The sequence below is a fragment of the Clostridium tertium genome (genome assembly GCF_017873245.1).
In the GTDB taxonomy this organism is placed as follows: Bacteria; Bacillota; Clostridia; order Clostridiales; family Clostridiaceae; genus Clostridium; species Clostridium tertium.
The window spans coordinates 57,981-82,830 of the sequence record NZ_JAGGJY010000012.1 but is presented as its reverse complement, the minus strand read 5'-3'; the positions used below and the strand labels follow the sequence as shown (position 1 = coordinate 82,830).

At 26.0% G+C, this 24,850-nt stretch carries 22 protein-coding genes; 13 read left to right on the top strand and 9 right to left on the bottom strand.

Annotated elements, in window-relative coordinates; all coding sequences use genetic code 11:
- Window positions 1–19 precede the first annotated feature (19 nt).
- From J2Z25_RS13290 to J2Z25_RS13280, 3 genes are all read left to right on the top strand, one after another.
- Window positions 20–835, top strand: coding sequence for a glycerophosphodiester phosphodiesterase (locus J2Z25_RS13290; protein WP_209740958.1), 816 nt, complete (start codon window positions 20–22; stop codon window positions 833–835).
- A gap of 76 nt (window positions 836–911) precedes the next feature.
- Entirely contained in the window at window positions 912–1,076 is a 165-nt protein-coding gene (locus tag J2Z25_RS13285; protein WP_008679636.1) for a hypothetical protein, read from the top strand.
- A gap of 107 nt (window positions 1,077–1,183) precedes the next feature.
- Window positions 1,184–1,639, top strand: a complete 456-nt coding sequence (locus tag J2Z25_RS13280) for a DUF3284 domain-containing protein (RefSeq protein ID WP_111931520.1) — start codon at window positions 1,184–1,186, stop codon at window positions 1,637–1,639.
- Window positions 1,640–1,819: 180 nt separating this feature from the next.
- On the opposite strand, the gene J2Z25_RS13275 is transcribed toward J2Z25_RS13280, so the two are convergent.
- Both J2Z25_RS13275 and J2Z25_RS13270 read right to left on the bottom strand, forming a co-directional pair.
- On the bottom strand, window positions 1,820–2,764 hold the full coding sequence (locus tag J2Z25_RS13275; protein WP_209740957.1) for an SDR family oxidoreductase: 945 nt from the start codon (window positions 2,762–2,764) through the stop codon (window positions 1,820–1,822).
- 136 nt (window positions 2,765–2,900) lie between these two features.
- Complete coding sequence (locus J2Z25_RS13270) at window positions 2,901–4,133, bottom strand: aminopeptidase (RefSeq protein ID WP_209740956.1); 1,233 nt, start codon at window positions 4,131–4,133, stop codon at window positions 2,901–2,903.
- 182 nt (window positions 4,134–4,315) lie between these two features.
- Between J2Z25_RS13270 and glsA the strand changes: the two genes are divergently transcribed.
- The 4 genes from glsA to J2Z25_RS13250 all read left to right on the top strand — a co-directional run bounded on the left by glsA (window position 4,316) and on the right by J2Z25_RS13250 (window position 9,153).
- Window positions 4,316–5,233, top strand: a complete 918-nt coding sequence (gene glsA / locus J2Z25_RS13265) for a glutaminase A (RefSeq protein ID WP_097033781.1) — start codon at window positions 4,316–4,318, stop codon at window positions 5,231–5,233.
- 128 nt (window positions 5,234–5,361) lie between these two features.
- On the top strand, window positions 5,362–7,974 hold the full coding sequence (polA, locus tag J2Z25_RS13260) for a DNA polymerase I (protein ID WP_209740955.1): 2,613 nt from the start codon (window positions 5,362–5,364) through the stop codon (window positions 7,972–7,974).
- 16 nt (window positions 7,975–7,990) lie between these two features.
- Window positions 7,991–8,590, top strand: coding sequence for a dephospho-CoA kinase (coaE, locus tag J2Z25_RS13255; RefSeq protein WP_008679630.1), 600 nt, complete (start codon window positions 7,991–7,993; stop codon window positions 8,588–8,590).
- Between the two features lie 14 nt (window positions 8,591–8,604).
- Window positions 8,605–9,153: a lytic transglycosylase domain-containing protein gene (locus tag J2Z25_RS13250; RefSeq protein WP_209740954.1), complete on the top strand. Its 549-nt coding sequence runs from the start codon at window positions 8,605–8,607 to the stop codon at window positions 9,151–9,153.
- Between the two features lie 60 nt (window positions 9,154–9,213).
- Here J2Z25_RS13250 and J2Z25_RS13245 read toward each other — a convergent pair whose 3' ends face one another.
- The 3 genes from J2Z25_RS13245 to J2Z25_RS13235 form a co-directional block, all read right to left on the bottom strand.
- On the bottom strand, window positions 9,214–10,083 hold the full coding sequence (locus tag J2Z25_RS13245; RefSeq protein ID WP_209740953.1) for a 50S ribosomal protein L11 methyltransferase: 870 nt from the start codon (window positions 10,081–10,083) through the stop codon (window positions 9,214–9,216).
- Window positions 10,084–10,237: 154 nt separating this feature from the next.
- Window positions 10,238–10,993 carry a flavin reductase family protein gene (locus J2Z25_RS13240; protein ID WP_209740952.1) on the bottom strand — a complete coding sequence of 252 codons (756 nt, stop codon included), beginning with the start codon at window positions 10,991–10,993 and terminating at the stop codon, window positions 10,238–10,240.
- Window positions 10,994–11,112: 119 nt separating this feature from the next.
- Window positions 11,113–12,408, bottom strand: a complete 1,296-nt coding sequence (locus J2Z25_RS13235) for a D-alanyl-D-alanine carboxypeptidase family protein (RefSeq protein WP_245173362.1) — start codon at window positions 12,406–12,408, stop codon at window positions 11,113–11,115.
- Between the two features lie 518 nt (window positions 12,409–12,926).
- Here J2Z25_RS13235 and J2Z25_RS13230 point away from each other — a divergent pair.
- Entirely contained in the window at window positions 12,927–13,577 is a 651-nt protein-coding gene (locus J2Z25_RS13230) for a polysaccharide deacetylase family protein (protein WP_280916512.1), read from the top strand.
- Window positions 13,578–13,619: 42 nt separating this feature from the next.
- Here J2Z25_RS13230 and J2Z25_RS13225 read toward each other — a convergent pair whose 3' ends face one another.
- A complete protein-coding gene (locus J2Z25_RS13225; RefSeq protein WP_209740949.1) occupies window positions 13,620–14,348 on the bottom strand; it encodes a type 1 glutamine amidotransferase in 729 nt (242 codons plus the stop codon).
- 16 nt (window positions 14,349–14,364) lie between these two features.
- Window positions 14,365–15,723 carry a MurT ligase domain-containing protein gene (locus J2Z25_RS13220; RefSeq protein ID WP_209740948.1) on the bottom strand — a complete coding sequence of 453 codons (1,359 nt, stop codon included), beginning with the start codon at window positions 15,721–15,723 and terminating at the stop codon, window positions 14,365–14,367.
- A 207-nt stretch (window positions 15,724–15,930) separates the two neighbouring features.
- Here J2Z25_RS13220 and J2Z25_RS13215 point away from each other — a divergent pair, with 207 nt between their 5' ends.
- The 5 genes from J2Z25_RS13215 to J2Z25_RS13195 all read left to right on the top strand — a co-directional run bounded on the left by J2Z25_RS13215 (window position 15,931) and on the right by J2Z25_RS13195 (window position 23,625).
- On the top strand, window positions 15,931–16,848 hold the full coding sequence (locus J2Z25_RS13215; protein ID WP_195960120.1) for an alpha/beta hydrolase: 918 nt from the start codon (window positions 15,931–15,933) through the stop codon (window positions 16,846–16,848).
- 151 nt (window positions 16,849–16,999) lie between these two features.
- Window positions 17,000–18,919, top strand: a complete 1,920-nt coding sequence (locus J2Z25_RS18910) for a sensor histidine kinase (RefSeq protein ID WP_209740947.1) — start codon at window positions 17,000–17,002, stop codon at window positions 18,917–18,919.
- Window positions 18,920–18,937: 18 nt separating this feature from the next.
- Window positions 18,938–20,941, top strand: a complete 2,004-nt coding sequence (locus tag J2Z25_RS13205) for a sensor histidine kinase (protein WP_209740946.1) — start codon at window positions 18,938–18,940, stop codon at window positions 20,939–20,941.
- Window positions 20,942–21,001: 60 nt separating this feature from the next.
- Window positions 21,002–21,604 carry a TspO/MBR family protein gene (locus J2Z25_RS13200; RefSeq protein ID WP_209740945.1) on the top strand — a complete coding sequence of 201 codons (603 nt, stop codon included), beginning with the start codon at window positions 21,002–21,004 and terminating at the stop codon, window positions 21,602–21,604.
- Window positions 21,605–21,672: 68 nt separating this feature from the next.
- A complete protein-coding gene (locus J2Z25_RS13195) occupies window positions 21,673–23,625 on the top strand; it encodes a DNA topoisomerase (RefSeq protein ID WP_209740944.1) in 1,953 nt (650 codons plus the stop codon).
- Between the two features lie 48 nt (window positions 23,626–23,673).
- Here J2Z25_RS13195 and J2Z25_RS13190 read toward each other — a convergent pair whose 3' ends face one another.
- Together J2Z25_RS13190 and J2Z25_RS13185 are read right to left on the bottom strand one after the other, a co-directional pair.
- Window positions 23,674–24,378, bottom strand: coding sequence for an LrgB family protein (locus J2Z25_RS13190; RefSeq protein ID WP_008679606.1), 705 nt, complete (start codon window positions 24,376–24,378; stop codon window positions 23,674–23,676).
- A complete protein-coding gene (locus J2Z25_RS13185; RefSeq protein WP_008679603.1) occupies window positions 24,378–24,755 on the bottom strand; it encodes a CidA/LrgA family protein in 378 nt (125 codons plus the stop codon). Before J2Z25_RS13185 ends, J2Z25_RS13190 begins: the two co-directional genes overlap by 1 nt.
- Between the last annotated feature and the right edge of the window lie 95 nt (window positions 24,756–24,850).

The following is a 24,850-nucleotide window of genomic DNA, read 5'->3' as shown; positions in this document are numbered from 1 at the left end:
GAGCGTGAGGAGAAGATTTATGAAGAAAAAAATAATTATAATTTCATCTGTTGCTTTGGGAATAGTATTATTATGTTTAATAAGTCTATTTTTATTAACTAAAGCTACGCCAATAGAAGATGGAAGTTTAGAGTGGATTAAGAGTACTAAAATATCTCATAGAGGTCTACATAATAATGAGGATATACCTGAAAATTCTTTAAAAGCATATAAAAATTCTATGGATGAAAATGTTGCTATAGAGTTAGATGTTCAATTAACTAAAGATAATAAAGTTGTTGTCTTTCATGATTATAACTTAGAAAGAATGACAGGATCAAATAAAAATGTAAATGAATTAGATTATATAGATATTTTAGATTTAAAACTTTTAAATACAAATGAGTATATACCTACTTTAAATGAAGTTTTGGAGCTTATAGATGGAAAAGTTCCACTGCTTATTGAAATAAAGAATGAGGATAAAGTTGGAATTCTTGAAAGTGAAGTTTATAATATAATAAAGGATTATAAGGGAGATATAGCTGTTCAAGCATTTAATCCATTTGTTTTATCATGGTTTAAAAAGAATGCACCAGAAATACCAAGAGGACAATTATCTGGATCTTTTAATGATTCTGATTTACCTAAATACAAAAAGTTTTTATTAAAAAACTTACTTTTAAATTTTGAAAGTAAACCAGCTTTTATAGCCTATGAAGTTGATTATTTACCAAAAGCTGTAGTTAAATTTCAACGTAATAGAAATGTACCTATTTTAGGATGGACGATAAAATCAACAACTGATTTAGAAAAAGTCAAAGAAAATTGTGATAATATAATATATGAGGAATAACTAAAATTTCTAATTATTACTTAGCATAAAAGTACCTTAATATCTTAAAAATATATAAGATAGGAGGTGTTTTTATATGGCACATAAAAATAATAAGAATTCTAAAAAAAATAAGAAGTCGGGACAAAAAACTAGAACAGAACTAAAGAAAATGCAAATGGAAACTGCTGACGAAGTAGGCTATTCTAAGGAATCTAGAAAACTTGGAAAAAATAAACCAAGATCTGAAGATAAAAGTTAATTTCTATAAAAAAATAAAAGGATGTAATCCTTTTATTTTTTTATAGAAATTTATTCGAAAAGATGTAATAATAAGATTAGGAATATAAGTTATAAGGGGGACTATTAATGAGTAATTATAATATAAGTATAAATTTAAATTATCCAATAGAAAGAGTATTTAAAGTTTTTATTGATTTAAATAAAAAAGAAATGCCTAAATTTAATGATAAAAATCCAACAGAAGTAAGTTATAAAAAAGTAATAAAACATGTTGGAAAACAAAAAATTGAAATGGAAACTAGTATAACTGGATATGAAAAAAATAAGTTATATGAAGTGACTAATACAATAAGTAATGATAAATATATTTCGAAATATGAATTTAAAGAAATAGATTCAAATTCTACAGAGATATTATTAAGTGAGACACAAGAAATGATGGGATTCACATCGTCTTTAACCTTATTATTTCAAAAATTTAATGCAAAGAAAAAATTAAAAGTTAAGATGGAAGGAATAAAGGAAGTATTAGAACAAGAATTAGAAAGAAGAGATGGAAGAAGTAATAATTCTAAAAATTAAATAGAATAAAAAGTTCTAGATTAAATACTTAGGTATAAAAATAATATATTGATTTATATGACAATTATAATAATAAATTAAAAGCACCTAATAAGAATAACTGTATCTTATTGGGTGCTATTTGTTTAATACCTCTTAAAATTAACTATTAAATGATGGTTATAAAATAAATTATTTTTACTATAATGCTTTCACAAGTTTAGAGTCTTGGTAAAAAGGCTTTTTATCAAGATACCATTTATATGACATTTCTAATCCTTCTTTTAAATATATAACTGGTAAATGGAATCCATTTTCTCTAAGATCCATTATATTTAAATTAAAGTTAGTGCTTCTAAAAGGGAAGTAACTTCTAACTTCTGAATTAGATAAAGGAATTTTTTTGATTTTAGCTTCTTTATTTAAAATAGATGCACAGGATTTAATTACTTCATCCCAAGAATATAAATCAGGGCTAGTTAAATTATATGATCTATTATCATTATCATTATATATTGCACATTCAAATGCCTTAACTAAATCTTGAATATGAATAAATTGAACTTTAACATCATCTTCTGGAACTAATATAACCTCATCATTTTTTATTTTATCAAAGAAAAAACATTCTCTATATAAGTCATTTCCTTCACCATAAATATAGCTAGGTCTAAATATTGTTGCATGTAACCCTTTATTTTTTATTAATTCATTTATATAATGTTCAGCCTGCAATTTATTATATCCATAACTACCCCAAGTAGAATTTTCTCCTTTATTAGCATCTTCCTTAATATTTTCAGCACTTGGGATATATACTGCTGCAGATGAGCAGAAAATATATCTTTTTAAAGAAGATGGATTAATACATGAAAATAAAATTTCAACATCATCCTTTGAGTAAGCGGAAATATCAAATATCACATCATATTTCTTATTAGATAAAGCATTTTTTAGAGCTTCTTTATTTTTCCTATCACAAATAATATGATCTTTGTATCCTGAATAATTTACCTTTCTTAAGCCTCTAGTTAAAATATCAATATCATAGCCACGATTAATTAAATAGGTTGCAAGAGATTCAGAAACAAATCCACTTCCACCTAATACTAAAACTTTAACCATTTTTTCCTCCTTTAATAACATAACAAAACCCCTCCCATAGATATAGTATATACAATATTTTCATAGTATAAACAAATTTAAGTAATTAATATATATAAAGTAAAATACTTTAATATGTACTAATATATGATTAAAGGTTTTGAAATATTAAGAAGAACTAAAAAGCCCAGTTTCCTAAGTTAAATATTTTAATTTCAGTGTTATCATAAGTATATCCTGTTATGTCTAAATCATCTGTTCCAATCATAAAATCAACATGGATTATTGAATCATTTGCGCCTTTATTAGCAAGTTCTTCAGTGCTTAGATTTTCTCCGTTAATTATACAAGTTGGATAAGCTTTACCAAATGCTAAATGGCAAGCTGCATTTTCATCAAATAATGTATTGTAAAAAATTATATTAGAATTTGATATAGGTGAATCGAAAGGAACTAATGCAACTTCTCCTAAATAACGAGCACCTTCATCACTAGCTAATAATTCTTTTAATGATTCATATCCTTCCTCAGCATTGAAATCAACAACTTTTCCATCTTTAAATGTTAGAGAAAAGTTATTAATTAGGTTTCCTCCATAGCTTAAAGGCTTTGATGAAGTAACAGTTCCATTAATTCCATGCTTTTTAGGAAGAGTATAAACTTCTTCAGTTGGCATATTAGCATTAAATTCTATACCAGAAGTGCATTTTTCTGATCCTCCAAGCCAAATATGATCTTTAGGAAGCTCTATAGTTAAATCAGTACCTTTAGAATTTCTATAATGAAGTTTTTGGAACTTATTAGAATTTAAAAATTCTAATTTTTTATCTATATTATTGTTATGCTCTTCCCAAGCTTTGATTGGATCATCATTATTTAATCTAACTACATTAAATATTACATCCCAAAGCTTTGATACAGCTTCTTCAGAGTTAGAGTTTTTAAATACTTTTAATGCCCATGCCTCAGTTGGAACAGATACTACAGTCCAACGTATCTTGTTTGCCATTGAATAATCATAGTATTCCTTTAAAGCTAATTGACGATGCTTTTGAAATGTTGATATTTTTTCCATAGGAATATCTTTATAAGCATCTGGGTCTGAAGCAGAAATTGAAATAACTGCACATCCTTCTCTAGCATAATAGTTATATGATTCAGATACCCAATTTGGTACTTCTTTTAATGTATCCATTGATGCATATTCAAGTTTAAGTCTTTGTAATTTTTGATCTCCATAATGAACAACAACTTCTTTAGCGCCTTCTTTGTAAGCAACTTCTGCAATAGCCCTTGCAAAATCTATACATTCTACTGGTGAATTAACAAGTAAAACCTGATCTTTTTGTAAATTAACACCTTTTTTTACAGCTAATGTTGCATACTTTAATAACATATTTTTCATATCCATGAAATCACCTCGATTTATTATTTATATTATTTATTTTTACATAATATAGTAAAATAGTCTAGTTAAAAATATAGAGGTATAAATTCCCTTGTGTATAATAATAATTATTAATATAATAGAAATACTTAGATATGGGGCAAAATAATTTAACATAAAACAAAAGATAGCATGAGGTGATATAAATGTTTAATTTGTTAGATACATTAGTTGATAAAAACAGAAAATATGGAAGTGATGGTAAACTCGCATCATATATTCCAGCATTGTCAGAGGCAAATCCTGATGATTTAGGAATATGTGTAGTTGATTTAAATGGAAAGGAATATTATTCAGGAGAATGTGACAAGAAATTTACTATTCAAAGCATATCAAAAGTTGTTACATTAATTTTAGCACTTAGAGATAATGGAAGACAGAATGTCTTTAAGAAAGTTAATGTAGAGCCAACTGGAATGGGATTTAATTCAATAGTAAACCTTGAGGTTAGAGACACAGGAAGACCTTATAATCCTATGATAAATGCTGGAGCTATAGTTACAACATCATTAATAGATGGTAAAGATGTTAATGAAAAGTTTCAAAAAATATTAGATTTTATAAGACTTGTTACAAATAATGAAAGTATATCAGTAAATGAAAGAGTATATTTATCAGAAAAGGAAACAGGAAATAGGAATAGAGCTTTAGCATATTTTATGAAGAGTAGTGGTATATTAGATGGTGATGTAGAGGAAATATTAGATTTGTATTTTAAGCAATGCTCAATAGAAGTATCCGCAAGAGATTTAGCTAGGTTTGGATCAGTTCTTGCTAATGATGGAGTTATTCCTTGGAAGAATGAAAGAGTTATGTCAAGAGAGGTATGTAGAATAGTAAAAACTATTATGGTTACTTGTGGAATGTACGATGCATCTGGTGAGTTTGCAGTTCATGTTGGAATTCCAGCAAAATCAGGGGTAGGAGGAGGAATCCTTGCCACTGTTCCAAGGAAATATGGAATAGGTATCTATGGACCATCATTAGATGAGAAAGGAAATAGTATATCAGGATTACATGTAATTAAAGATTTATCAGAAGAATTAGACTTAAGTATTTTCTAATATTTTAAATATAGATTTTAATTCAAATAGATATATTAATTAAAATGTAATGATTTGTTATTATAAAAATAGTATAATTTATAATAAACATAAATTTAAGGAGTTAACACCTTAATTTGGAGGAAGATATGGAAAGATTATTGATATTAGATTCTAACTCACTTCTAAATAGAGCATTTTATGCTATTCCAGAGTTAACAACTAGTGATGGAATTCATACAAATGCAGTTTATGGATTTACAAATATGTTATTTAAAATGAAGGAAGAGTTAAAACCAGATTATATAGTTGCAGCTTTTGATAGAAAGGGACCAACTTTTAGGCATAAAGAATATGAAGATTATAAAGCAGGCAGAAAGAAAATGCCACCTGAACTTGCAGAGCAATTTCCTATAGTAAAGGAACTTTTAGATTTATTATCTATAAGTAAATATGAAATTGATGGATTTGAAGCAGATGATATAATAGGTTCTTTAGCCAAGTATGCAGAAAAAAATAATATTGAAGTTTATGTAGTAACTGGAGATAGGGATGCTCTACAATTAGCATCAGATAACATAAATGTAGTTATAACAAAAAAAGGAGTTACTGAAACAGCAGTATATGATCATAAAACTTTTGTTGAAGAATTTGGAGTAACACCAACTCAGTTTATAGACGTAAAAGGTCTTATGGGAGATAAGTCAGATAATATACCTGGAGTTCCTGGAGTTGGAGAAAAGACAGCTTATAAATTAATTCAAACTTATGGTTCTGTAGAAGAAGTATTAAATAATATAGATAATATTAGTGGGAAAAAGTTAAAAGAAAATCTAGAGAATTTTAGAGAACAAGCTATTTTTAGTAAAAAGCTAGCAACTATAATAACTGAAGTACCTATTGAATTTGACTTAGATGAGATAAAAAGTCAAGAATCATATGATAAAGAAGGATTAAGGAAGCTATTCTTTAAGTTGCAAATGAAGTCCATGTTCGATAAACTTCCTAAATCAGATAAAGATTTAGAAGTAACTGAAGAATCTTTAAATTTGATTACTATAGATAATTTAGAGGAATTGCTTAATTTATCAAAGTCATTAGATAAGGTGTGTTATATAACATATGATGTTATAAATAGTACAAAATACTCAGAAATAGAACTAAGTAAAATATATTTATCTAATGAAGATAAAGTATATTTAATTAATTTTAAGAATATTTATAGTGTTAACAAAGATGAAGCAAATTTAGCTTTAAAGGCAATCATGGAAAATGAAGAATTAACTAAAATAATTCATGATGGAAAGTCATTAGTTACAGTGTTAAATAAGCTGGACATATCAATAAAGACATTTGAATTTGATACTGCTATAGCAGCTTATTTAATAGATTCAGCTAGATCATCATATGATTTATTAACATTAATAAATGAGTATCTAGGTGAAGATATTACTGGCGAAGGTGAAATCTTAGAAGGAAAGGTAAACTTTAAACTAAGAGATATATATGAATTATTAAAGAAGAAAATAGAGGAGGAAAAAATGGAAGAACTTTATTATAAAGTTGAACATCCATTAATATTTGTTCTTTCTTCTATGGAAGCTTTAGGATTCAATATAAATAAAAATATGCTAGATGACTTAGCAATAAAATTTAAAGAAGAGATTACTAGAACAGAAAAAGAAATATTTGATTTGGCAGAAGAGGAATTTAACATAAATTCACCAAAACAATTAGGAAAAATACTTTTTGAAAAATTAGATTTACCTGTAATTAAGAAGACAAAAACAGGTTATTCAACTAATGCTGAGGTTTTAGAAAAACTTCAAGATAAACATGAAATAATACCAAAGATAACTTATTATAGACAAATAACAAAACTTAATTCTACTTATGTGGAAGGATTAAAAAATGTTATAGATAGTGATGGGCATATTCATTCAAGCTTTAATCAAACAGTAACTACTACAGGAAGATTATCAAGTACAGAGCCTAACCTTCAAAATATCCCTATAAAATATGAAATGGGAAGAGAAATAAGAAAGGTATTTATACCCGATGAAGAAGGTGACATTTTATTATCTTGTGACTATTCACAAATAGAATTAAGGGTTCTTGCTCATATGTCAAATGATGAAAATATGATAGATGCATTTAAGCATCATAGTGATATACACACTAAAACTGCATCTGAAGTATTTAAAGTGCCAATAGAGGATGTTACATCACTAATGAGAAGTAGGGCTAAGGCTGTAAACTTTGGAATAGTTTATGGAATAAGTGATTTTAGTCTTTCACAGGATTTACACATAACTAAAAAAGAAGCTTCTGAATATATGGAGATTTATTTCGAAAGATATCCTAAGATAAAGGGATATTTAGATAGTGTAATGCAAGAAGCAAAAGAAAATGGATATGTATTAACTATTTTAAATAGAAGAAGATTTATACCAGAAATTAAATCTTCTAATAGAATAGTGAAAGCATTAGGGGAAAGATTGGCTATGAACGCTCCTATTCAAGGAAGTGCAGCTGACATAATTAAGTTAGCTATGGTTAATGTTTATAATAAATTAAAGGAAAAAGAGCTAAAAAGTACAATGATTTTACAAGTGCATGATGAGCTTATATTGAATGTTAAAGAAAATGAACTTGAAGAGGTAAAACAAATAGTTAAAGAGGAAATGGAAAAAGTTTTAGATATGAAAGTACCTCTTGAAGTAGATACTAATATGGGTAAAACATGGTATGAGGCTAAATAAGGGGGCTTAACTGAAAATGATTAAGATAGGGTTAACAGGAGGAATTGGTTCTGGCAAAAGCACTGTGTCAAGAATGCTTAGAGAAGAAGGATTTAAAATAATAGATGCAGATACAATCTCTAGAGATGTCCTTATTAAATACCCTGAAATTCTAGATAAGATAAAAATAGAATTTGGATCAGGTTTTTTCGATTGGAGAGGGGAATTTAGAAGAAGAGAATTTGGAAATCATATTTTTAGATTTCCAAAACAGAGAAAAAAATATGAAGAGATAATTATTCCATATATAAAAGATGAAATTTTTGAAGAGCTAGATAAGTACGAAAAAAGTGGAGAGTCAATTGTTATATTAGATGCTCCAACTTTGATAGAAAATAACCTTAATGATTATATGGATTATATAATTGTAGTATGGGTAGATAATAACACTCAGATAATGAGATTAAAAAATAGAGACAGATTATCTAGAGATGAAGCTGTAAATAGGTTAAATGCACAAATATCGCTAGATAAGAAAAAAGAGTATGCACATATTATTATTGATAATAATGGTGACTTATTAAAAACTAAGAATCAAGTTGATAAGGTAGTGGATTTTTTAAAGGTAATTAAATAAGTAGGGAGAAAGCAATGAAGTTTAAACGTATCTTGACTATTCTAATTACAGTATTTATTGCTTATATTGGAATAACATTAGTAATGAAGAACTATGTGTATCCATACAAATATGCTGATTATATAAATAAGTATAGTGAGGAATATGAAGTAGATCCGTATCTTGTATTAGCAGTTATTAAGACAGAAAGTAATTTTAATAAGGAAGCTGTTTCAAAGAGAGATGCCAAAGGACTAATGCAGATTATGGATACAACAGGAGAATGGGCAGCAAAAGAAATTGGAATAAATTATTTTATACCATCTATGCTTTTTGATCCAGAGTTAAATATAAAAATGGGATGTTGGTATTTAAAAAACTTAGAAAATGAATTTAATGAAAATTTAGATTTGATATTAGCAGCTTATAATGGTGGAAGTGGAAATGTTAATAAATGGCTAAGTGATGAAGAGTATTCACAAGATGGTGAAAATTTAGATTATATACCATTTCCGGAAACAAAGAAGTATGTAGATAAAGTTAAAGCAAATTATAACATATATAAATACCTTCATGAAAAATAAGAAGTAAAAAAAGACTTATCGAAAGGTAAGTCTTTTTTAGCATTAATTATACATTATCAATTATGAATTGAAGGTGGCAGTTATCCATTCATTAGTTTGATATTTTGTTTCAAGTTTAAATCCATGACTTTCAACTATAGATTTAACTTTATCAAAGCTCCATTCTACAAGTCCAGATACAAGAAGTTTTCCATTGGATAATAAATGTTCTTTTATAAAGTACATAAACAATTCAGTTTCTTCTCCACCTATATTTATATAAATCCAATCATATTTATCATCTATTTTAACTTCTTCATTTAATGCATTGCCAACTAAAACTTCAATATTATATAATCCATTTAATGAAGCATTTAATTCAACTTCTTCTCTTACATCTCTTATATCTAAAGCAGTAACCTTTGATGCACCTATAATAGCAGATGCAACTGATAAAATTCCTGATCCAGTGCCTATATCTAGTACTGATTTATTGCATAAATCAATTTCAGTTAAAATAACATTTAATAAGTCTCTTGTTGTTTCATGCAATCCAGTACCAAATGCACCTTGAGAAATAAAAGAAATTTTATGCGTATTTTTATCATTTATAACTTCATCAGGGGAAGCTAAAACCCAGTTATCATTTATATGTACCATAGGAAAGTCATAATTTTCATAATCATAATTTACTTCTTCAATATTTATACAATCTGTCTCTAAAATAGAAGAAACAGTATCTTTAAATGAAGATAAGTTATCTTTATCTAGCTCATAAGCAACTTTAATATCGATAGTAGAAACTGATTTTTCTAGATAACCATATCCATACTCATCAGTAGTAATTTCTAAAGGACTTTCATAAAATACATTGAAGATATCATTAATTTGTAATTTTTCAATTTTCTCATCTAGTTCTTCATATTTAATAGTGTATGTTAATATAAACATGGCTTAATCCCCCAAATCTAATTCATTGTAACATTATTGAGTATAGATAGATTTTTACTTAAAGTCAAGGAATCTATTGGAATAATAAGCATTTATTAAAACAAATTTGTATGTAAATTTATCCAAAAAATATATTCCATAATATATTTAGAGATTATTTATTTTTCTTTTTAAATTTAATTGAATTACTTGCTTTTTTTGATTTATTTATATAATTTTTTTTACTATTTGATTTTGAACTATTTTTAGGAGAATTATTTTTATTCAAGAAATTATTTTTAGAATTTTCTTCTATTTTTTTATTATTATTTATTTTACTGTCCTTCTGTTTTTTAGAATCCTTAATTTTTTTTGAAACGGAGAATCCAAAAGATCCAATAGAGTTTTGAGGAAGTTTAAAATATTCTCCATGACAATATGAAATTAAATCACCTTTTTCAAAATGGATTTTTCCTTTTTCATCTATTAAGTTACTATTTATATGAGAGCCTACAACCTCTGCAATAAACATATCATGTGTGCCTAATTTTATTATATCTTTAACCTTACATTCGATAGTAACAGGGCATTCATCTATATAGGCAACATTAACATTTGTTCCTTCTTTCATTGTAAATCCCATGTCTTTTATTTTATCGAATTTTCTACCCGGCTTAACTCCACAGTAATCTACAGCTTTAACCATTTCAGAAGAGGGCATATTAACAATAAATTCCATAGTTTCACATATGTATTCATAAGAAAGTCTTTCAGGTCTAATGGAAATAGAAAGCATTGGAGGCTTTGTACAGATTGTTCCAGTCCATCCAACTGTAAAAACATTATCTTTCCCTGATTTATTTCTAGATGTAATTAAAACTACAGGGACAGGGTTTAAAACGACGCTTCCTTTAAAATCAACTTTATTCAAAATAGAATCTCCCCTTTAAAATATTTTCTTTAGGATTATAGCATATATTTATTCTAATTTATATAAATAAGAATTAAAATTAAATAAAAGGTAGATTTAATTAAATCCACCTTTTATTTTTAATAATATCTTCTTCTTCTTCTTTTTTTCATATTAATTATTCTTACTATAAATAATATTAAAACTAATATAATTACAATAATTAATAATGATAATAAATATATAGGTAAATTAGCTTTAATAAGCTCAAAAGATGAAAGTTTAACCATTCCTAAAACATCTTCAGTATGTCCTGGAGTAGAAAATGTTAACTTAACTTCTTTATTACCACTTAATTTCCAAGCATCTTTTACATCTCCATTATAAGAAAGAGTAGCATTTTTATCATTAAAATCATTTTTATAGTATTCTACATCTTCGTTAACAACTATAGGAGCTGTTATTTGCTTTTCAGGACCAAAGAATCTAAATGATTTGTAAGTTAAATCTACAGTGCCAATTTCATCACCAGCATTTTTATAGATTTCTTTTGGTGCTGAATAACTATAGTTAGCTAATTTTTCTGTATCTTCAAATACATTAAGACCAGTTGCACCATATTCAGATTTTAGAACTACAGTAACTAGATCTCTACCATCTCTTTCATAAAATCCGACAAAGCAGTGTCCAGCTTGTTCTTCAGTTCCTGTTTTACCACCTATATTACCATTTTTACCAAGTAATTTGTTTCTAGATTCAATTATTATAGGTGTGCCTGAAAGGCTAACACTAATTTCACCACTCTTAGGAGCCATGGTTTCTCTAACCCAATCGTTTTTAAAAGCAGCAATTCCTATTTGAGCTAAGTCATATGCTGTAGTTTGATTTATTTCAGTATTGCTAGGATTTAAAGGATCAATTTCTAATCCTGATGGATTAACAAAATGAGTATTTTTAAGTCCTAATTCCGCAGCCTTATTGTTCATCATATTTATAAAGTTATCTACTGTACCACCAACTGACTCTGCCATTAAATAAGCAGTATCATTTGCAGAAAATATCATTACAGCTTTCATAGTATCTTCTGCTGAAATTTTATCTCCAGGATTTATTGCTTTGTAGTTATTTAGGGATGTTTCAGTTACCTTAACGACAGTATCACTAAAAGTTAATGTGTCTGATTTTGACTTGTTCTCTGCAAAAAGTAGAGCAGTCATAAGTTTAGTAGTACTTGCAGGTGATAATTTTAAATCAGCATTTTTTGAATAAATAATTTCACCTGTATTAATGTCCATTGTTACAGCGGCTTCTCCAATAATTTCTGGAGTTTGAATATTTGTCTCTTGTGCACTTACTTTATTAGCAAAAGGAGCTAATAACGAAATAGAAAGAGCAACTGCCAGCGACTTTAGTAAATTTTTCTTTTTCAATTTCATCTCCCCATTTCTAAAGATTTTAATATATATAAGTTGTAATAAATTATATAGCTAACAAAAATAGATAACCTAATTATATTAATATAATATTTTTTAAATTATGTATTTTAGTAATTTATATAAAAATTTAAACAATATATGGCTTCTTTTAAAATATTCACTTAAAGCATATGTAATTAATATTAAATAGGTTTATTGTCTATTTAATATAATACTATAAATAAGATGTATATTAACAACTTAAACATGAATATGATTTAATTTCTTATTTTGAAGCTATTAGGTTTATACACAAATTTAAGTATAACACCCACTTTACATAATAACAACATATAGAATGATTGTTAAGTGGTTTAATTTACATGTAATATAAATTTAATAATTGTACAAAATAGAAATATAAGAAAGAGGTGGTTAATATCAAAAAGTTTAGTAGATTTATTAGTTTTATTGCACTTTTTATATTTCTTAACAATATAAATTATATCCCAGTTTCTGCATTGTATACAGAAAATCATATGAAAACTGTATATTTAACTTTTGATGATGGACCATCTGTAAATATAACTAAAGAGTTAATTAATATATTAAATGAAAATAATATAAAAGCAACTTTTTTTGTTGTTGGAGATTCTGCTAATATATATCCATATATGATAAAATCACTAAATGAAAGTGGAATGTGCATAATGCCTCATTGCAATATGCATGATTATACATCTCTATATAAAAGTGAAGAAAATTATTTTAAAGATTTAGATAAATGCAAGAGTACTATTGAAAGTATATTAGGAAAAAGAAACTTAAATTTTATAAGATTACCAGGTGGTGCTGATAACAAGGTTTGTGATATTAATGTATTATCTAAAATAAAAGAGAGTATATCAAAAAATGGTGAATATTATATAGATTGGACTATTGCAGTAGGAGATGCGGAATCTAAAGATATATCAGCAGAGTTTATTAATTCAAGAATAAGAGATGAAGGTGGATTATATGATGTTGAAGTAGTTCTTATGCATGATTTAGGGGACAAATATGCTACTGTAGAATCACTTCAAGGTATAATTGATTTTTATAAAGAAAAAGGCTATAGATTTAAGTCATTAAATGAAATAGAAGACTGGGAAATTCAATATTTAAAAGATATAAATGTATTAAATAAATAAAAAATTAAGGCAAACTACTGTGTATAATAGTTTGCCTTAATTTTATTTCTTATTTTCTAATCTTTTTATCATAACTTCTTTTGCTTTTAGTTCAAGAGAATCATCTATTTTTTCTAGGTTTACATTATCATATTTTTTACTTAAAGCTATATTTAAAAATCTATCTGCTAACTCAGGATTTTTAGATAATAATGATCCATGGAAATAGCTACAGAATGTATTTTTATATATACAACCTTCGTTTCCATCGTCACCGTTATTTCCATAGCCATGTACACACTTTCCTAGTGGTTTTAACCCGTTAGTATAAGTTCTACCAGAGTGATTTTCAAAACCTACATATGTTTCATTAAACTCTTCATTATATATAACTGTATTTCCTATAAAGCGAGTATCTCCACCTTCTGTATATATATCAAGAATTCCTAAACCTTCAATTTTTTCTCCATTTGGAGCCATATAATATTTTCCAAGCAATTGATAACCACCACAAATTGCAATAACGACCTTTTCATCTTCAATATATTTTTGCAAGCTAGGTTTTTTTATAGTTTTTAAATCATTAGAAACTATTGATTGCTCAAAATCTTGACCGCCACCAAAAAATAGTATATCTGTATTTTCTGAGTCAAATTCATCATTTAATGACGTATTAATTATATTAACCTTTATTCCTCTTTGCTCAGCTCTATGTTTAAGTATTAGAATATTACCAACATCTCCATAAACATTAAGTAAATCAGGATAAAGATGACAAATATTTAATTCCATTTATAAACCTCCTTATTTACCAAAGTTTTTTAATGTAACCTTTTGAATGAAGATATTTTCTAAAGTTAATCATAGCAGTGTAAGTAGCAAGAATATAAATTTTATCATTTTTACTATTTTTAATTTTTTCTGTTAGCCTTTCAAAAGTTTCTTCAATTATAAAGTTATCTTTATTTAATCCAGCTACATTAAGTCTAACTGCCATATCATAACATCTTATACCAGAAACAAATACTTCATTAATATTAAGGTCATGAAGCTTTTCAAAGTCAACATCCCATATCCAAGAAACATCAGTACCATCTGCATAATTATCATTTAAAAGAAATGCTGCAGCAAAAGGATCTTTATTTAAACAAAGCGTATCTAAAGCTTGATTATATCCTGCAGGGTTTTTAACTAAAATAATCTTTACATCTTTACCTTCAATATTTAATGCTTCTTGTCTTCCAAAACTAGAATCTTGGTTTTGTAATGATTTTTTTATTGAAGTATCATTTATTCCAATTTCTTTAGTTACAGCATAAGCACAAAGACCGTTATAAATGTTATAAGCACCTGATTGGCTTATAGTAACTTCTAAATCATTAAGCTTTACAGTTGAACTATCAGGTGTTAGTTCTAAAATTTCAGTTACTGCATATTCTAAAGGAGCTCTTTTAAAGCCACAGCCTGTACAGTAGAAGTCACCTAAATGATTATATGTAATATGATTATATTCATAAGGAGACTTACAGAATTTGCAGAACTTAGCATCAGCATTTATTTCTATATCTTTATTATCTCCTATACTTGCATTAAAACCATAAAATACAGTTTTATTTGGAAGTTCTAATTTACCTAAGAGAGATTCATCTCCATTTAAGACTAATGTAGTATTAGGAGAAAGATGTATTCCTTCTAATATTTTTGATAAAGTAGTGTAAACTTCACCATATCTATCTAGCTGATCTCTAAAAAGGTTTGTCACAGTTATTATTTCTGGATTAATATATTCAGTTATATATTTTAAGTTAGCTTCATCAACTTCAATAACTGCATAAGAATCTTCAACTTTATTAAAGAACTTATAGTTATCAATGAAGGTTGTAACTATTCCAGGAAAAAGGTTTGCACCAGTATTATTAGTAATAACCTTATTTCCGCTTTCTTTTATAATGTTATAAATCATGCTAGTCGTAGTAGTTTTACCGTTAGTACCTGTGATTAAAACTACTTTGTAGCCTTTGGATACCTTTGAAAGTATATTTCTATCTATTTTTAAGGCTACTTTTCCAGGAAAGGTTGTTCCCCCTTTTAGTATTGTTTTTGTTAGAAAAATTGTAATTTTTGAAGCTATAATGCTTATTATTGATTTAATACTAATCTTTTTCACCACCTTATAATACTTATCCAATATTATATACAATAATATTAATAGATAATCAAATAATAATAAATTTTTGATTTTAACTATGAATAGTATATCATAACTTTATATACTTACAAATAAGGTTGTTATAAGATTTTATTAATTATTGAAGTTTGACAGGGATAAATATAGAAGAGATAATATAATAAATAGAAAATCGGGGGAGTTACTATGAAAAATTTTGTTTTTAAGAATAAAGAAGGAATAAATATTAGTTGCTATAAATGGAGTGATAATTCAAGGAAGCCAAAAGCTGTTATTCAAATAGTTCATGGGATGTCAGAATGGGCTGGAAGATATGATTATTTTGCAAATAGACTTGTTGAAGAGGGATATACAGTTTATGCTCATGATCATAGTGGGCATGGAAAAAGTGTAAATGACTTAAATGAACTGGGTTTTATAAGTAAAGAAAATAGATTTTATTCAATGATTGAAGATATAAGAAGATTAAATGAAATTATAAAAAATGAAAATAAAGAGATACCATTAATATTATTTGGTCATAGCATGGGATCTTTCTTAAGTCAAAGATATATACAAATGTATGGGGATACTATTGATGCTCTTATTTTATCTGGAAGCAATGGAAGTCCAAAAGCCTTTACTAAAGCTGGATTAGCTGTTGCTAAATTTGAAATGTTTATTAAAGGAAATAATAAAAGAAGTGGATTAATGGACAAGTTATCATTTGGGGGATTTAATAAAAGTGTAAAAAATCCAAGGACTAGTTTTGATTGGTTATGCTCAGATGAAAATGAAGTAGACAAATATATAAATGATGAGTACTGTGGATTTATATATCCAACTCCTTTTTATTATGATTTAATAAATGGATTATGGGATATACATAAAAATGAAAATTTAGAAAAAGTAAAAGCTTTAGACATTCCTATTTATATTTTTGCGGGAGATAGAGATCCAGTTGGTTATTTTGGGGAAGGAATAATAAATCTTTATGAAAGCTATAAAAAAATTGGTGTAAAAGACATTAGTTATAAGTTATATAAAGATGGAAGGCATGAGATGCTAAATGAAGCAAATAAAGATGAAGTTATTAATGATATTATAAAATGGTTAGAAAAATAGAATATTAAAGAAATAAGTATATGAACTTATATAATAAGTTCATATACTTACCATATCTACAAAAAATCTACAAAATTTTCTAAATTTATTCACATATAAAAGTAAATGATGTAAAATTATGTAGTAATAATTGCTAGCGAGGAGAAATAGTGTGGATTATAATAATTTTAGAATGAAAATTTATTATATTGATATGAAAAAATTATTATCATATATATTAATAAGCTTAATTTTCTTTAGTATGTACCAGATAGCTTTAATATATGACTTTATAGCCATATATGATATTGTACAAGCGTTGAATATAATAATAGTTATGATTTTACTTATGTTTATAATACATTTAAAGAGTCTAACTAAGAAGCAAATATATGGAATATTGCAAATATTTCTTTTTATTATGTGTATAGTTTTTATGGTATTTTCAACTCCTGAAAATCAATTTCAAGAATTGAAAATAGTTCTTTCTAAGATGGGATATAGTAGGTGTTATGAGTTTAAATCTCTTAATATAGTACTTCTATATTATATAATAGCTAAATATAAAGATGATACTGGAATTTGTAATAAAATATATTTAGAGTATATTTTATTATTTGGGATTGTTTCATTTTTAAGTTTAATAAATAATATTACATATAAGAATTTTATATATTTATTATATATAATTACAACTGCAGTGCTTCTAATAGCAACATATAGATATCTTAATATAAATAAGGGAATATTTAATAAAAAAATATATTTACTAAAGTTAAATTTTAATATTATAACGATAGATTTTATTATTAGAATTTTTATGAAAAATATAGAAATATATTTGCTAGTTGATATAGTTAGTGTAATAAAATTGTTGATTTATACAGCTACAATTTTATTTGTAATAGTCAATATAGCAAAGGAAAATTATAATTTTATTTTTAAAGAAACAGTTGAGACAAATAAAAAATTAGAAGAGATAAATAAAGAAATAATAGAAAGTAACTATAAACTAGAAGAAGCTTATAGAAAGTTAAAGGATAGACATTTAGTATATAAAAGTTTTTTAGGTTGTTTACCTGATCCTATAGTGATAATAAATAATAATCTTAGGATATCTTATTGTAATTCAAATTTTTTGAAAATAATAGAAAAAGAAAATTTAAGAGAAGTTGTAAATAGAAGAATAGATAACTATATAGATTTTAATATTGATATAAGAAAAATAGTAGTTGATATAAATAAAGGGCCATATTCAACGACAATAGATAAAGATGATAAGAAAGTAGAAGTTAGATTCTTTTCTTTAAATGGTGAAGAATCAGAATGTATATTATTATTAAAAGACTTAACTGAAGAAATAAAGCTCGTATCTATGAAAGAAGAGTTAGAGAGCATAAAGATGAAAGAAGAAATAAAGAAAAACTTTTTATCGAATATTTCTCATGATTTAAAGATACCTATAAGTGTAATATATTCGGCAATACAATTAGAGAAAATATTAATTGAAAATAATGATATAGAAAAAATAAGTGCTTATAATGAAATAAGTAAGCAAAATTGCTTTCTTCTTACTAAGTTTGCTAATAATCTTATAGATACAAGTAAAATAGATTCGGAAAACTTAGAGGCTCACTTAGTTTTAGATAATATCGTAGAATTTGTTGAGGATTACCTAGATTCTCTTTCTACACATATAAAGAGCAAAGGAATAAATATACTTTTCGATACTGATGAAGAAGAGATATATGTTTATTTTGATAAAGAGATGATGCAAAGAGTTATATTAAATTTAGTATCAAATTCATTAAAATTTACTAATGAGAATGGAACTATATTTATAAATATAAAAGATTCAGAAGAGGAAGTACTTATAGAGGTAGGTGATACTGGAATAGGTATGAGCAAAGAATTTATAAAAAAAGCATTTAAAAAGTATGAAGTTGAAGATAGAGTAAAAAATAATAGCTCAACAGGTTTTGGAGTAGGTCTTTTTGTTGTATATAATTTAATTAAGGCTCAAAATGGAGATGTAGAAATAATTAGTGATATAGGAAAAGGAACTATTTTTACAATTAAGTTGTATAAATGAAGGGTGATTAGAAGATAGATGTTAAGTGAAAAAAATTATAGGCGTAAAGGGTTAATGTTTAATGTATTTATACCTATACTTGTAATGCTAATTATTATTAATATAGTTTTTAAAATGGTAAATGAATACATATTTATAACTAGATTACTTTGCTTTTCAATATCAATACTAATATTCATAATAAGCATTGTAAAAGTTAACAACAAGGATTTAGGATTGTTAAAATACATTGGAGTTGGTTATTTTTATATAGCTATGTTAAGGTTCATAGACCTAGAGTATTTATGGCAAGAGGAAATACTTGGATTTCCTTTGTCTTTTATAGGGATTATTACATATTTAGAGCTAATAAACATAATATCAAGCATAATTTTATATAAAAAAAGATATTCTCCTAAAATTCAAAATTTAGTTTTTATTATAGTTATACCTATAATTTATATGTTTCCATTAAGAGCATACAATGGATTAACTTATTTAAGATATATATATAATCCTAATAAGCAATTTATTATAAATCAAATTATATTACTTATTTTATTTGGATTTATAGTATATCAATATAAGAAGCTAGATAAGGGAAATAAATGGATTATATATACTAGTGTATTACTAATAGTAAGTGATAGTCTTATTACATTAATGGGAATATTGGGTGTTAATTTAATTTCTTTTATATGGATTATAAAATTATTATCATATTTTTTAGCCTATGATAAATTTGAAGAAGCTTTATTATCTAATGCTTATTCCAGTGCATATGAAAGTTTAAATAGAGTAAGAAAGATTGAAACCAATTTACATAAAAATCTAAAAAGAAGAGAAAAGGAATTAAAAGAATTAAATTTGCTTTTAGAAAAAAGTGAAAAAAGGTATTACGATGTTGTCAATGCCTTTTCTGATGGATTGTTACTTTTTGAAAATGATATAATGGTTCATTCAAATTATTATAATGATATATATTATAATATGCCTAGTAAAATAGTATGTACTCAAAGTGAATTAAGACTAAACTATATATTAAATAAAATTATAGGTATAGAATATCCTGATGATTATGAGATAAATAATTTTTCTGCTGAGGTAAGCATACAAGATGAATATGGAGAAATTAAAGAGCTAGAGGTTAGTTTAGTTAAGATTTATGATGATAAAAAAATATTATTATTTAATGATGTAACTAAATTAGTAAAGCAAAGAGATGAAATTTTAAAACTTGAGAAAAAAATTAATGATGAAAATATTAAGGATGAATTTTATTCTAATATATCACATGAATTAAGAACGCCTATAAATGTTATTTATTCTGCACTTCAATTAAATGATATGTATTTAAAGAATTGTGAAGTAACAAAAATTAATAGAAATAATAATATAATAAGGCAAAACTGTCTAAGATTAATTAGAACGATTAATAACTTTATAGATAGTAATAAGCTTTCAGAAGGATTTTTAGAAATTAATAAAAGAGTTTATAATATTGTAGATATAATAGAAAATGTAGTATTATCATGTAATTTTTATATGAATCTCAGAGAAACAAAATTAACTTTTGATCCTGAGTATGAAGAAATATACTTTTATTGTGATAAAGATTATATAGAGAGAATAATGTTAAATATTTTATCTAATTCTTTAAAATATGGTAAATTTAAAGGTAATATATACGTTATGCTAAGAATAGAAAATAAGAAAAATATAATTATAGAAGTTATAAATGATGCAGAAGCTATTCCAGAAGATAAGAGGAAGGTTATATTTGATAAATTTACAAAAGTAAATACATCATTAAATAGGCCATCGGAGGGAAGTGGTTTAGGGTTATTTTTAACTAAGGGATTAGTAGAATTACATAATGGGAAAATAACAATAAACGCAGGAATAAAGTATGGAAATATATTCAAAATAACATTCCCATATGATAATAATATTAAAGGAGAAGTTGTATTACTGAATAATAATGTAGAAATTAATGAATTACAAGAAAAAATAGATATAGAGTTTTCGGATATATATTTTTAATTTCATAAATTAAAATACTAATGCATATATAATAATGAATATTATATAGAGGTGCATTAAATGAAGAATAAGGAAAGTAAACTCAATAAAAAGAAATTTAATAAAAAGGATATTAAGAAGCCTAAGAAAATAAAACATAAAAAAACTCCTAACAAACATAAAAGTTTAAATATATTTAAAGTAAATGGTAAATTTAAATTAATACCTTTAATAATTAATATACTAATACCAGTAGTATCTGGATTTATAGTAGGATATCTTAATAAAAACTCTATTGCTACATATGAGACTTTAAAAAAGCCCTTTTTTAATCCGCCAGCTATTGTATTTCCAATAGTATGGAACATATTATATATATTGATGGGAATTGCAGCATATAGAATATATATGAGAAATAAGCAAGGGGTTGATGATAAGGGAGCGTATTTTTTCTATCTGGTTCAACTTATATTTAATTTGATGTGGAGTTTTATATTTTTTACATTTAGGCTATATGCAATTTCATTTTTTTGGATTATAATACTATTTGTTTTAGTAATAATAACATTTATTAAATTTATTAGAGTAGATAAAATATCTGCATTTTTAATAACTCCATATATGTTATGGCTTATATTTGCAGGAGTTTTGAATTATTTTATTTGGTTACTTAATGAAATGTAATTTAATATGTAGTATAATATTAATAAGCCTTCTTCTGAAGGTTTATTTCATTTGGAAAGGAAGTTTCTATGGGGAAAACTTTATTTATAGCAGAAAAACCATCAGTAGCTATGGATTTTGTAAAGCTACTTAATGTTAAGGGGAAAAGAAGCAATGGATATATAGAGGGAGAAAAAAGCATTTTTACATGGTGTGTAGGTCATATGGTTACTATGAGTTATCCAGAAGCTTATGACGAAAAATTAAAATTTTGGAACTTGAGAGATTTACCCTTTTTACCTACTGAGTATAAATATGAAGTTATTTCTTCAGCTTCAGCTCAATTTAATATTGTTAGTAGTTTAATGAATAGAGAAGATGTTGATAGTATATATGTATGTACTGACTCTGGAAGAGAAGGAGAATATATATATAGATTAGTAGATGATATGGCTGGTAAACCCAATAAGATAAAAAAAAGAGTTTGGATTGACTCTCAAACAGAAGAAGAAATAAAAAGAGGTATTAAAGAAGCAAAACCACTATCAGAATATGATTCATTAGCACATTCAGCATATTTAAGAGCAAAGGAAGATTATATCTTTGGTATAAATTTTTCAAGGTTATTGACTCTTATGTATGGAAAGACACTAGCTAATGTATTAAGAAAAGATAAGAATGTGGTGGTAGCGGTTGGAAGAGTGATGACTTGCGTTCTTGGAATGGTAGTAGAAAGAGAAAGAGAAATAAGAAGTTTTAAAAAGACATCTTTTTATAAGATATCTGGAGACTTTATTAGGGATAATGATGAGTCTATTATAAAAGGTGATTGGAAAGCAATAGAAGGCTCTGAGTATTTTGAATCTCCAAAGCTTTATAATGAGGTAGGATTCAAAAAAAAAGAAGATGCTGAAATTTTAATTAAGGATTTAAGAGATATTGGCTTTGGAACAGTTAAGGAAGTTAAAAAAACAAAGGAAAAAAAGAATGCACCACTTTTATATAATTTAGCAGAATTACAAAATGAATGCACAAAGAGATTTAAAATAAGTCCTGATGAAACATTAAAAATAGTTCAAGGATTGTATGAAAAAAAGATGGTTACATATCCAAGAACAGATGCAAGAGTGCTATCTACTGCAGTTGCAAAAGGAATAAAAGGTAATATAATAAAACTTAAAAATATGCCAATTGGAGAAGAATTAACTAATATTACAAGTGAGATACTAGAAAAAGATTATTCAAAGTCTATAATGAAAAGTAAATACGTAGATGATAGTAAAATTACAGATCACTATGCTATTATACCAACAGGGGAGGGAAAAGATACTCTAAGTAAATTACCTAGTCTAGATAAACAAGTTTATTATATTATACTTAGAAGATTTTTATCTATTTTCTATCCACCAGCTCAATATAGCAAAATGTCTATTACAATTTCAGTTGGGAAGGAAAATTTTATTTTAAATAAAAAGATATGTGTTGATAGAGGATATTTAATTGTTCTTGGGAATGAAAAAGATGAAGAACAAGAAGCCTTTCCAGAGAATTTAAGAAAAGGAACAAAATTAAATCTAAATGAGTTGGAAATAAAAGAGGGAGAAACATCTCCTCCAAAGAGATATACAACAGGTTCAATGATAATTGCTATGGAAAATGCAGGTAAGTTAATAGAAGATGAAGAGTTACGAGAGCATATAAAGGGCGCTGGTATAGGAACTTCAGCAACTAGGGCTGAAATATTAAAAAAATTAATTAATATAGAATACATACAATCAAATAAAAAAACACAAGTTATAACTCCAACAGAACTTGGGGAAATGATTTATGAAGCAATTAGTGTATCTATTCCTTCGCTTTTAAATCCATCTTTGACAGCTTCTTGGGAAAAGGGCTTAAAGATGGTAAATGATAAAGAAATTAAACCAGATGAATTTATGGTTAAATTAGAAGCTTATACTAGGAAGAATACTTCTAGAGTATTGAATAATTCTAATATAGGACTTTTAAATACAAAGCTATTAAAAATAAAGAACCAATAAAATAAAACTAGTAAAGTTTAACATATAATTAAACTTTACTAGTTTTATTTATTTTATAAATATTAAAAATAAACTATATAAAGCTGGAGCTAAAAATACTGTCATTATACCTGCAATTCCAATAGATAAAGAACTCATAGCTCCTTCAGTTTCACCAAGTTCTAATGCCTTTGTTGTTCCTACAGCATGTGCAGCAGTTCCTAATGAAATTCCAACTGCAACCCTTTCTTTAATCTTAAATACCTTACAAAGAATAGGTCCTACTACAGCACCGATTATTCCAGATAGAATTATGGACAATACTGTTACAGGAGCTAATCCCCCAAGTTGATTTGTAATTTCTATTCCTATAGGTGTAGTAACAGATTTAGAAAGTAAAGAGATAGTAAGTATATTTTCCATTCCAAAAATATTACCTATTAAGAAAACTGAAGCTATTCCAACACTACTTCCAATCAATATACCTGTCACTATTGGTAATAAGTGTTCTTTAAGTAATTGCAATTGTTTATATAAAGGTACTGCCAAAACTACTGTAGCAGGTCCTAGAAACATATTTATAAATTGTCCACCTTTATTATAAACATCAAAATCTATATTAAATAATACTAAAAATCCAATTACTAAAGCTATAGATATTAGTAGTGGATTAAATAGTGGGATTTTTGTTTTTTTATAGATAAAAAGTCCGATTTCAAAGGCTATTAGTGAAATTACTAGTCCAAATAAGATGTTTTCAGTTAAAATGTTCATTATTTTAATTCATATCCTTTCTTAGTTTTTCTCTTTTGGAAATTCATAACAAATTGAACTACACTTCCTGTGACTACTATAACGATAGATGTAGTAATTATGCATAATAGTATAATAAGTATTAAACTATCTTTAATAGAATCAAAGGATGTAATAAGTCCTACACCAGCAGGAATGAAGAAAAAGGCAAGGTGATCTAAAAAGAAGTTAGATACAGTTTCAACTTTTTCAACTTTAATTGTCTTGCTACATAGTAATATTAATAAGATTATCATTCCTAATATATTACCAGGTATAGGTAACGAAAGACCTTTAGAAATAAGCTCTCCAATTAAGTAAATACCAAGAATTATTATTGCTTCTCTAAAAATTTTCATTTTGTGACCTCCTTAAACTATCCAATTAATAATTTATCACTATTAAATAAAGATGTAAATGCAATAATAAAATTTACATAACTTACTTTTAAATG

Excerpts from the sequence above, each read along its gene's own strand:
- J2Z25_RS13290 (WP_209740958.1), top strand. The coding sequence starts at position 20 with ATGAAGAAAAAAATAATTATAATTTCATCTGTTGCTTTGGGAATAGTA.
- J2Z25_RS13285 (WP_008679636.1), top strand. The coding sequence starts at position 912 with ATGGCACATAAAAATAATAAGAATTCTAAAAAAAATAAGAAGTCGGGA.
- J2Z25_RS13280 (WP_111931520.1), top strand. The coding sequence starts at position 1,184 with ATGAGTAATTATAATATAAGTATAAATTTAAATTATCCAATAGAAAGA.
- J2Z25_RS13275 (WP_209740957.1), bottom strand. The coding sequence starts at position 2,764 with ATGTTATTAAAGGAGGAAAAAATGGTTAAAGTTTTAGTATTAGGTGGA.
- J2Z25_RS13270 (WP_209740956.1), bottom strand. The coding sequence starts at position 4,133 with ATGGATATGAAAAATATGTTATTAAAGTATGCAACATTAGCTGTAAAA.
- glsA (WP_097033781.1), top strand. The coding sequence starts at position 4,316 with ATGTTTAATTTGTTAGATACATTAGTTGATAAAAACAGAAAATATGGA.
- polA (WP_209740955.1), top strand. The coding sequence starts at position 5,362 with ATGGAAAGATTATTGATATTAGATTCTAACTCACTTCTAAATAGAGCA.
- coaE (WP_008679630.1), top strand. The coding sequence starts at position 7,991 with ATGATTAAGATAGGGTTAACAGGAGGAATTGGTTCTGGCAAAAGCACT.
- J2Z25_RS13250 (WP_209740954.1), top strand. The coding sequence starts at position 8,605 with ATGAAGTTTAAACGTATCTTGACTATTCTAATTACAGTATTTATTGCT.
- J2Z25_RS13245 (WP_209740953.1), bottom strand. The coding sequence starts at position 10,083 with ATGTTTATATTAACATACACTATTAAATATGAAGAACTAGATGAGAAA.
- J2Z25_RS13235 (WP_245173362.1), bottom strand. The coding sequence starts at position 12,408 with ATGAAATTGAAAAAGAAAAATTTACTAAAGTCGCTGGCAGTTGCTCTT.
- J2Z25_RS13230 (WP_280916512.1), top strand. The coding sequence starts at position 12,927 with ATGAAAACTGTATATTTAACTTTTGATGATGGACCATCTGTAAATATA.
- J2Z25_RS13225 (WP_209740949.1), bottom strand. The coding sequence starts at position 14,348 with ATGGAATTAAATATTTGTCATCTTTATCCTGATTTACTTAATGTTTAT.
- J2Z25_RS13215 (WP_195960120.1), top strand. The coding sequence starts at position 15,931 with ATGAAAAATTTTGTTTTTAAGAATAAAGAAGGAATAAATATTAGTTGC.
- J2Z25_RS13205 (WP_209740946.1), top strand. The coding sequence starts at position 18,938 with ATGTTAAGTGAAAAAAATTATAGGCGTAAAGGGTTAATGTTTAATGTA.
- J2Z25_RS13200 (WP_209740945.1), top strand. The coding sequence starts at position 21,002 with ATGAAGAATAAGGAAAGTAAACTCAATAAAAAGAAATTTAATAAAAAG.
- J2Z25_RS13195 (WP_209740944.1), top strand. The coding sequence starts at position 21,673 with ATGGGGAAAACTTTATTTATAGCAGAAAAACCATCAGTAGCTATGGAT.
- J2Z25_RS13190 (WP_008679606.1), bottom strand. The coding sequence starts at position 24,378 with ATGAACATTTTAACTGAAAACATCTTATTTGGACTAGTAATTTCACTA.
- J2Z25_RS13185 (WP_008679603.1), bottom strand. The coding sequence starts at position 24,755 with ATGAAAATTTTTAGAGAAGCAATAATAATTCTTGGTATTTACTTAATT.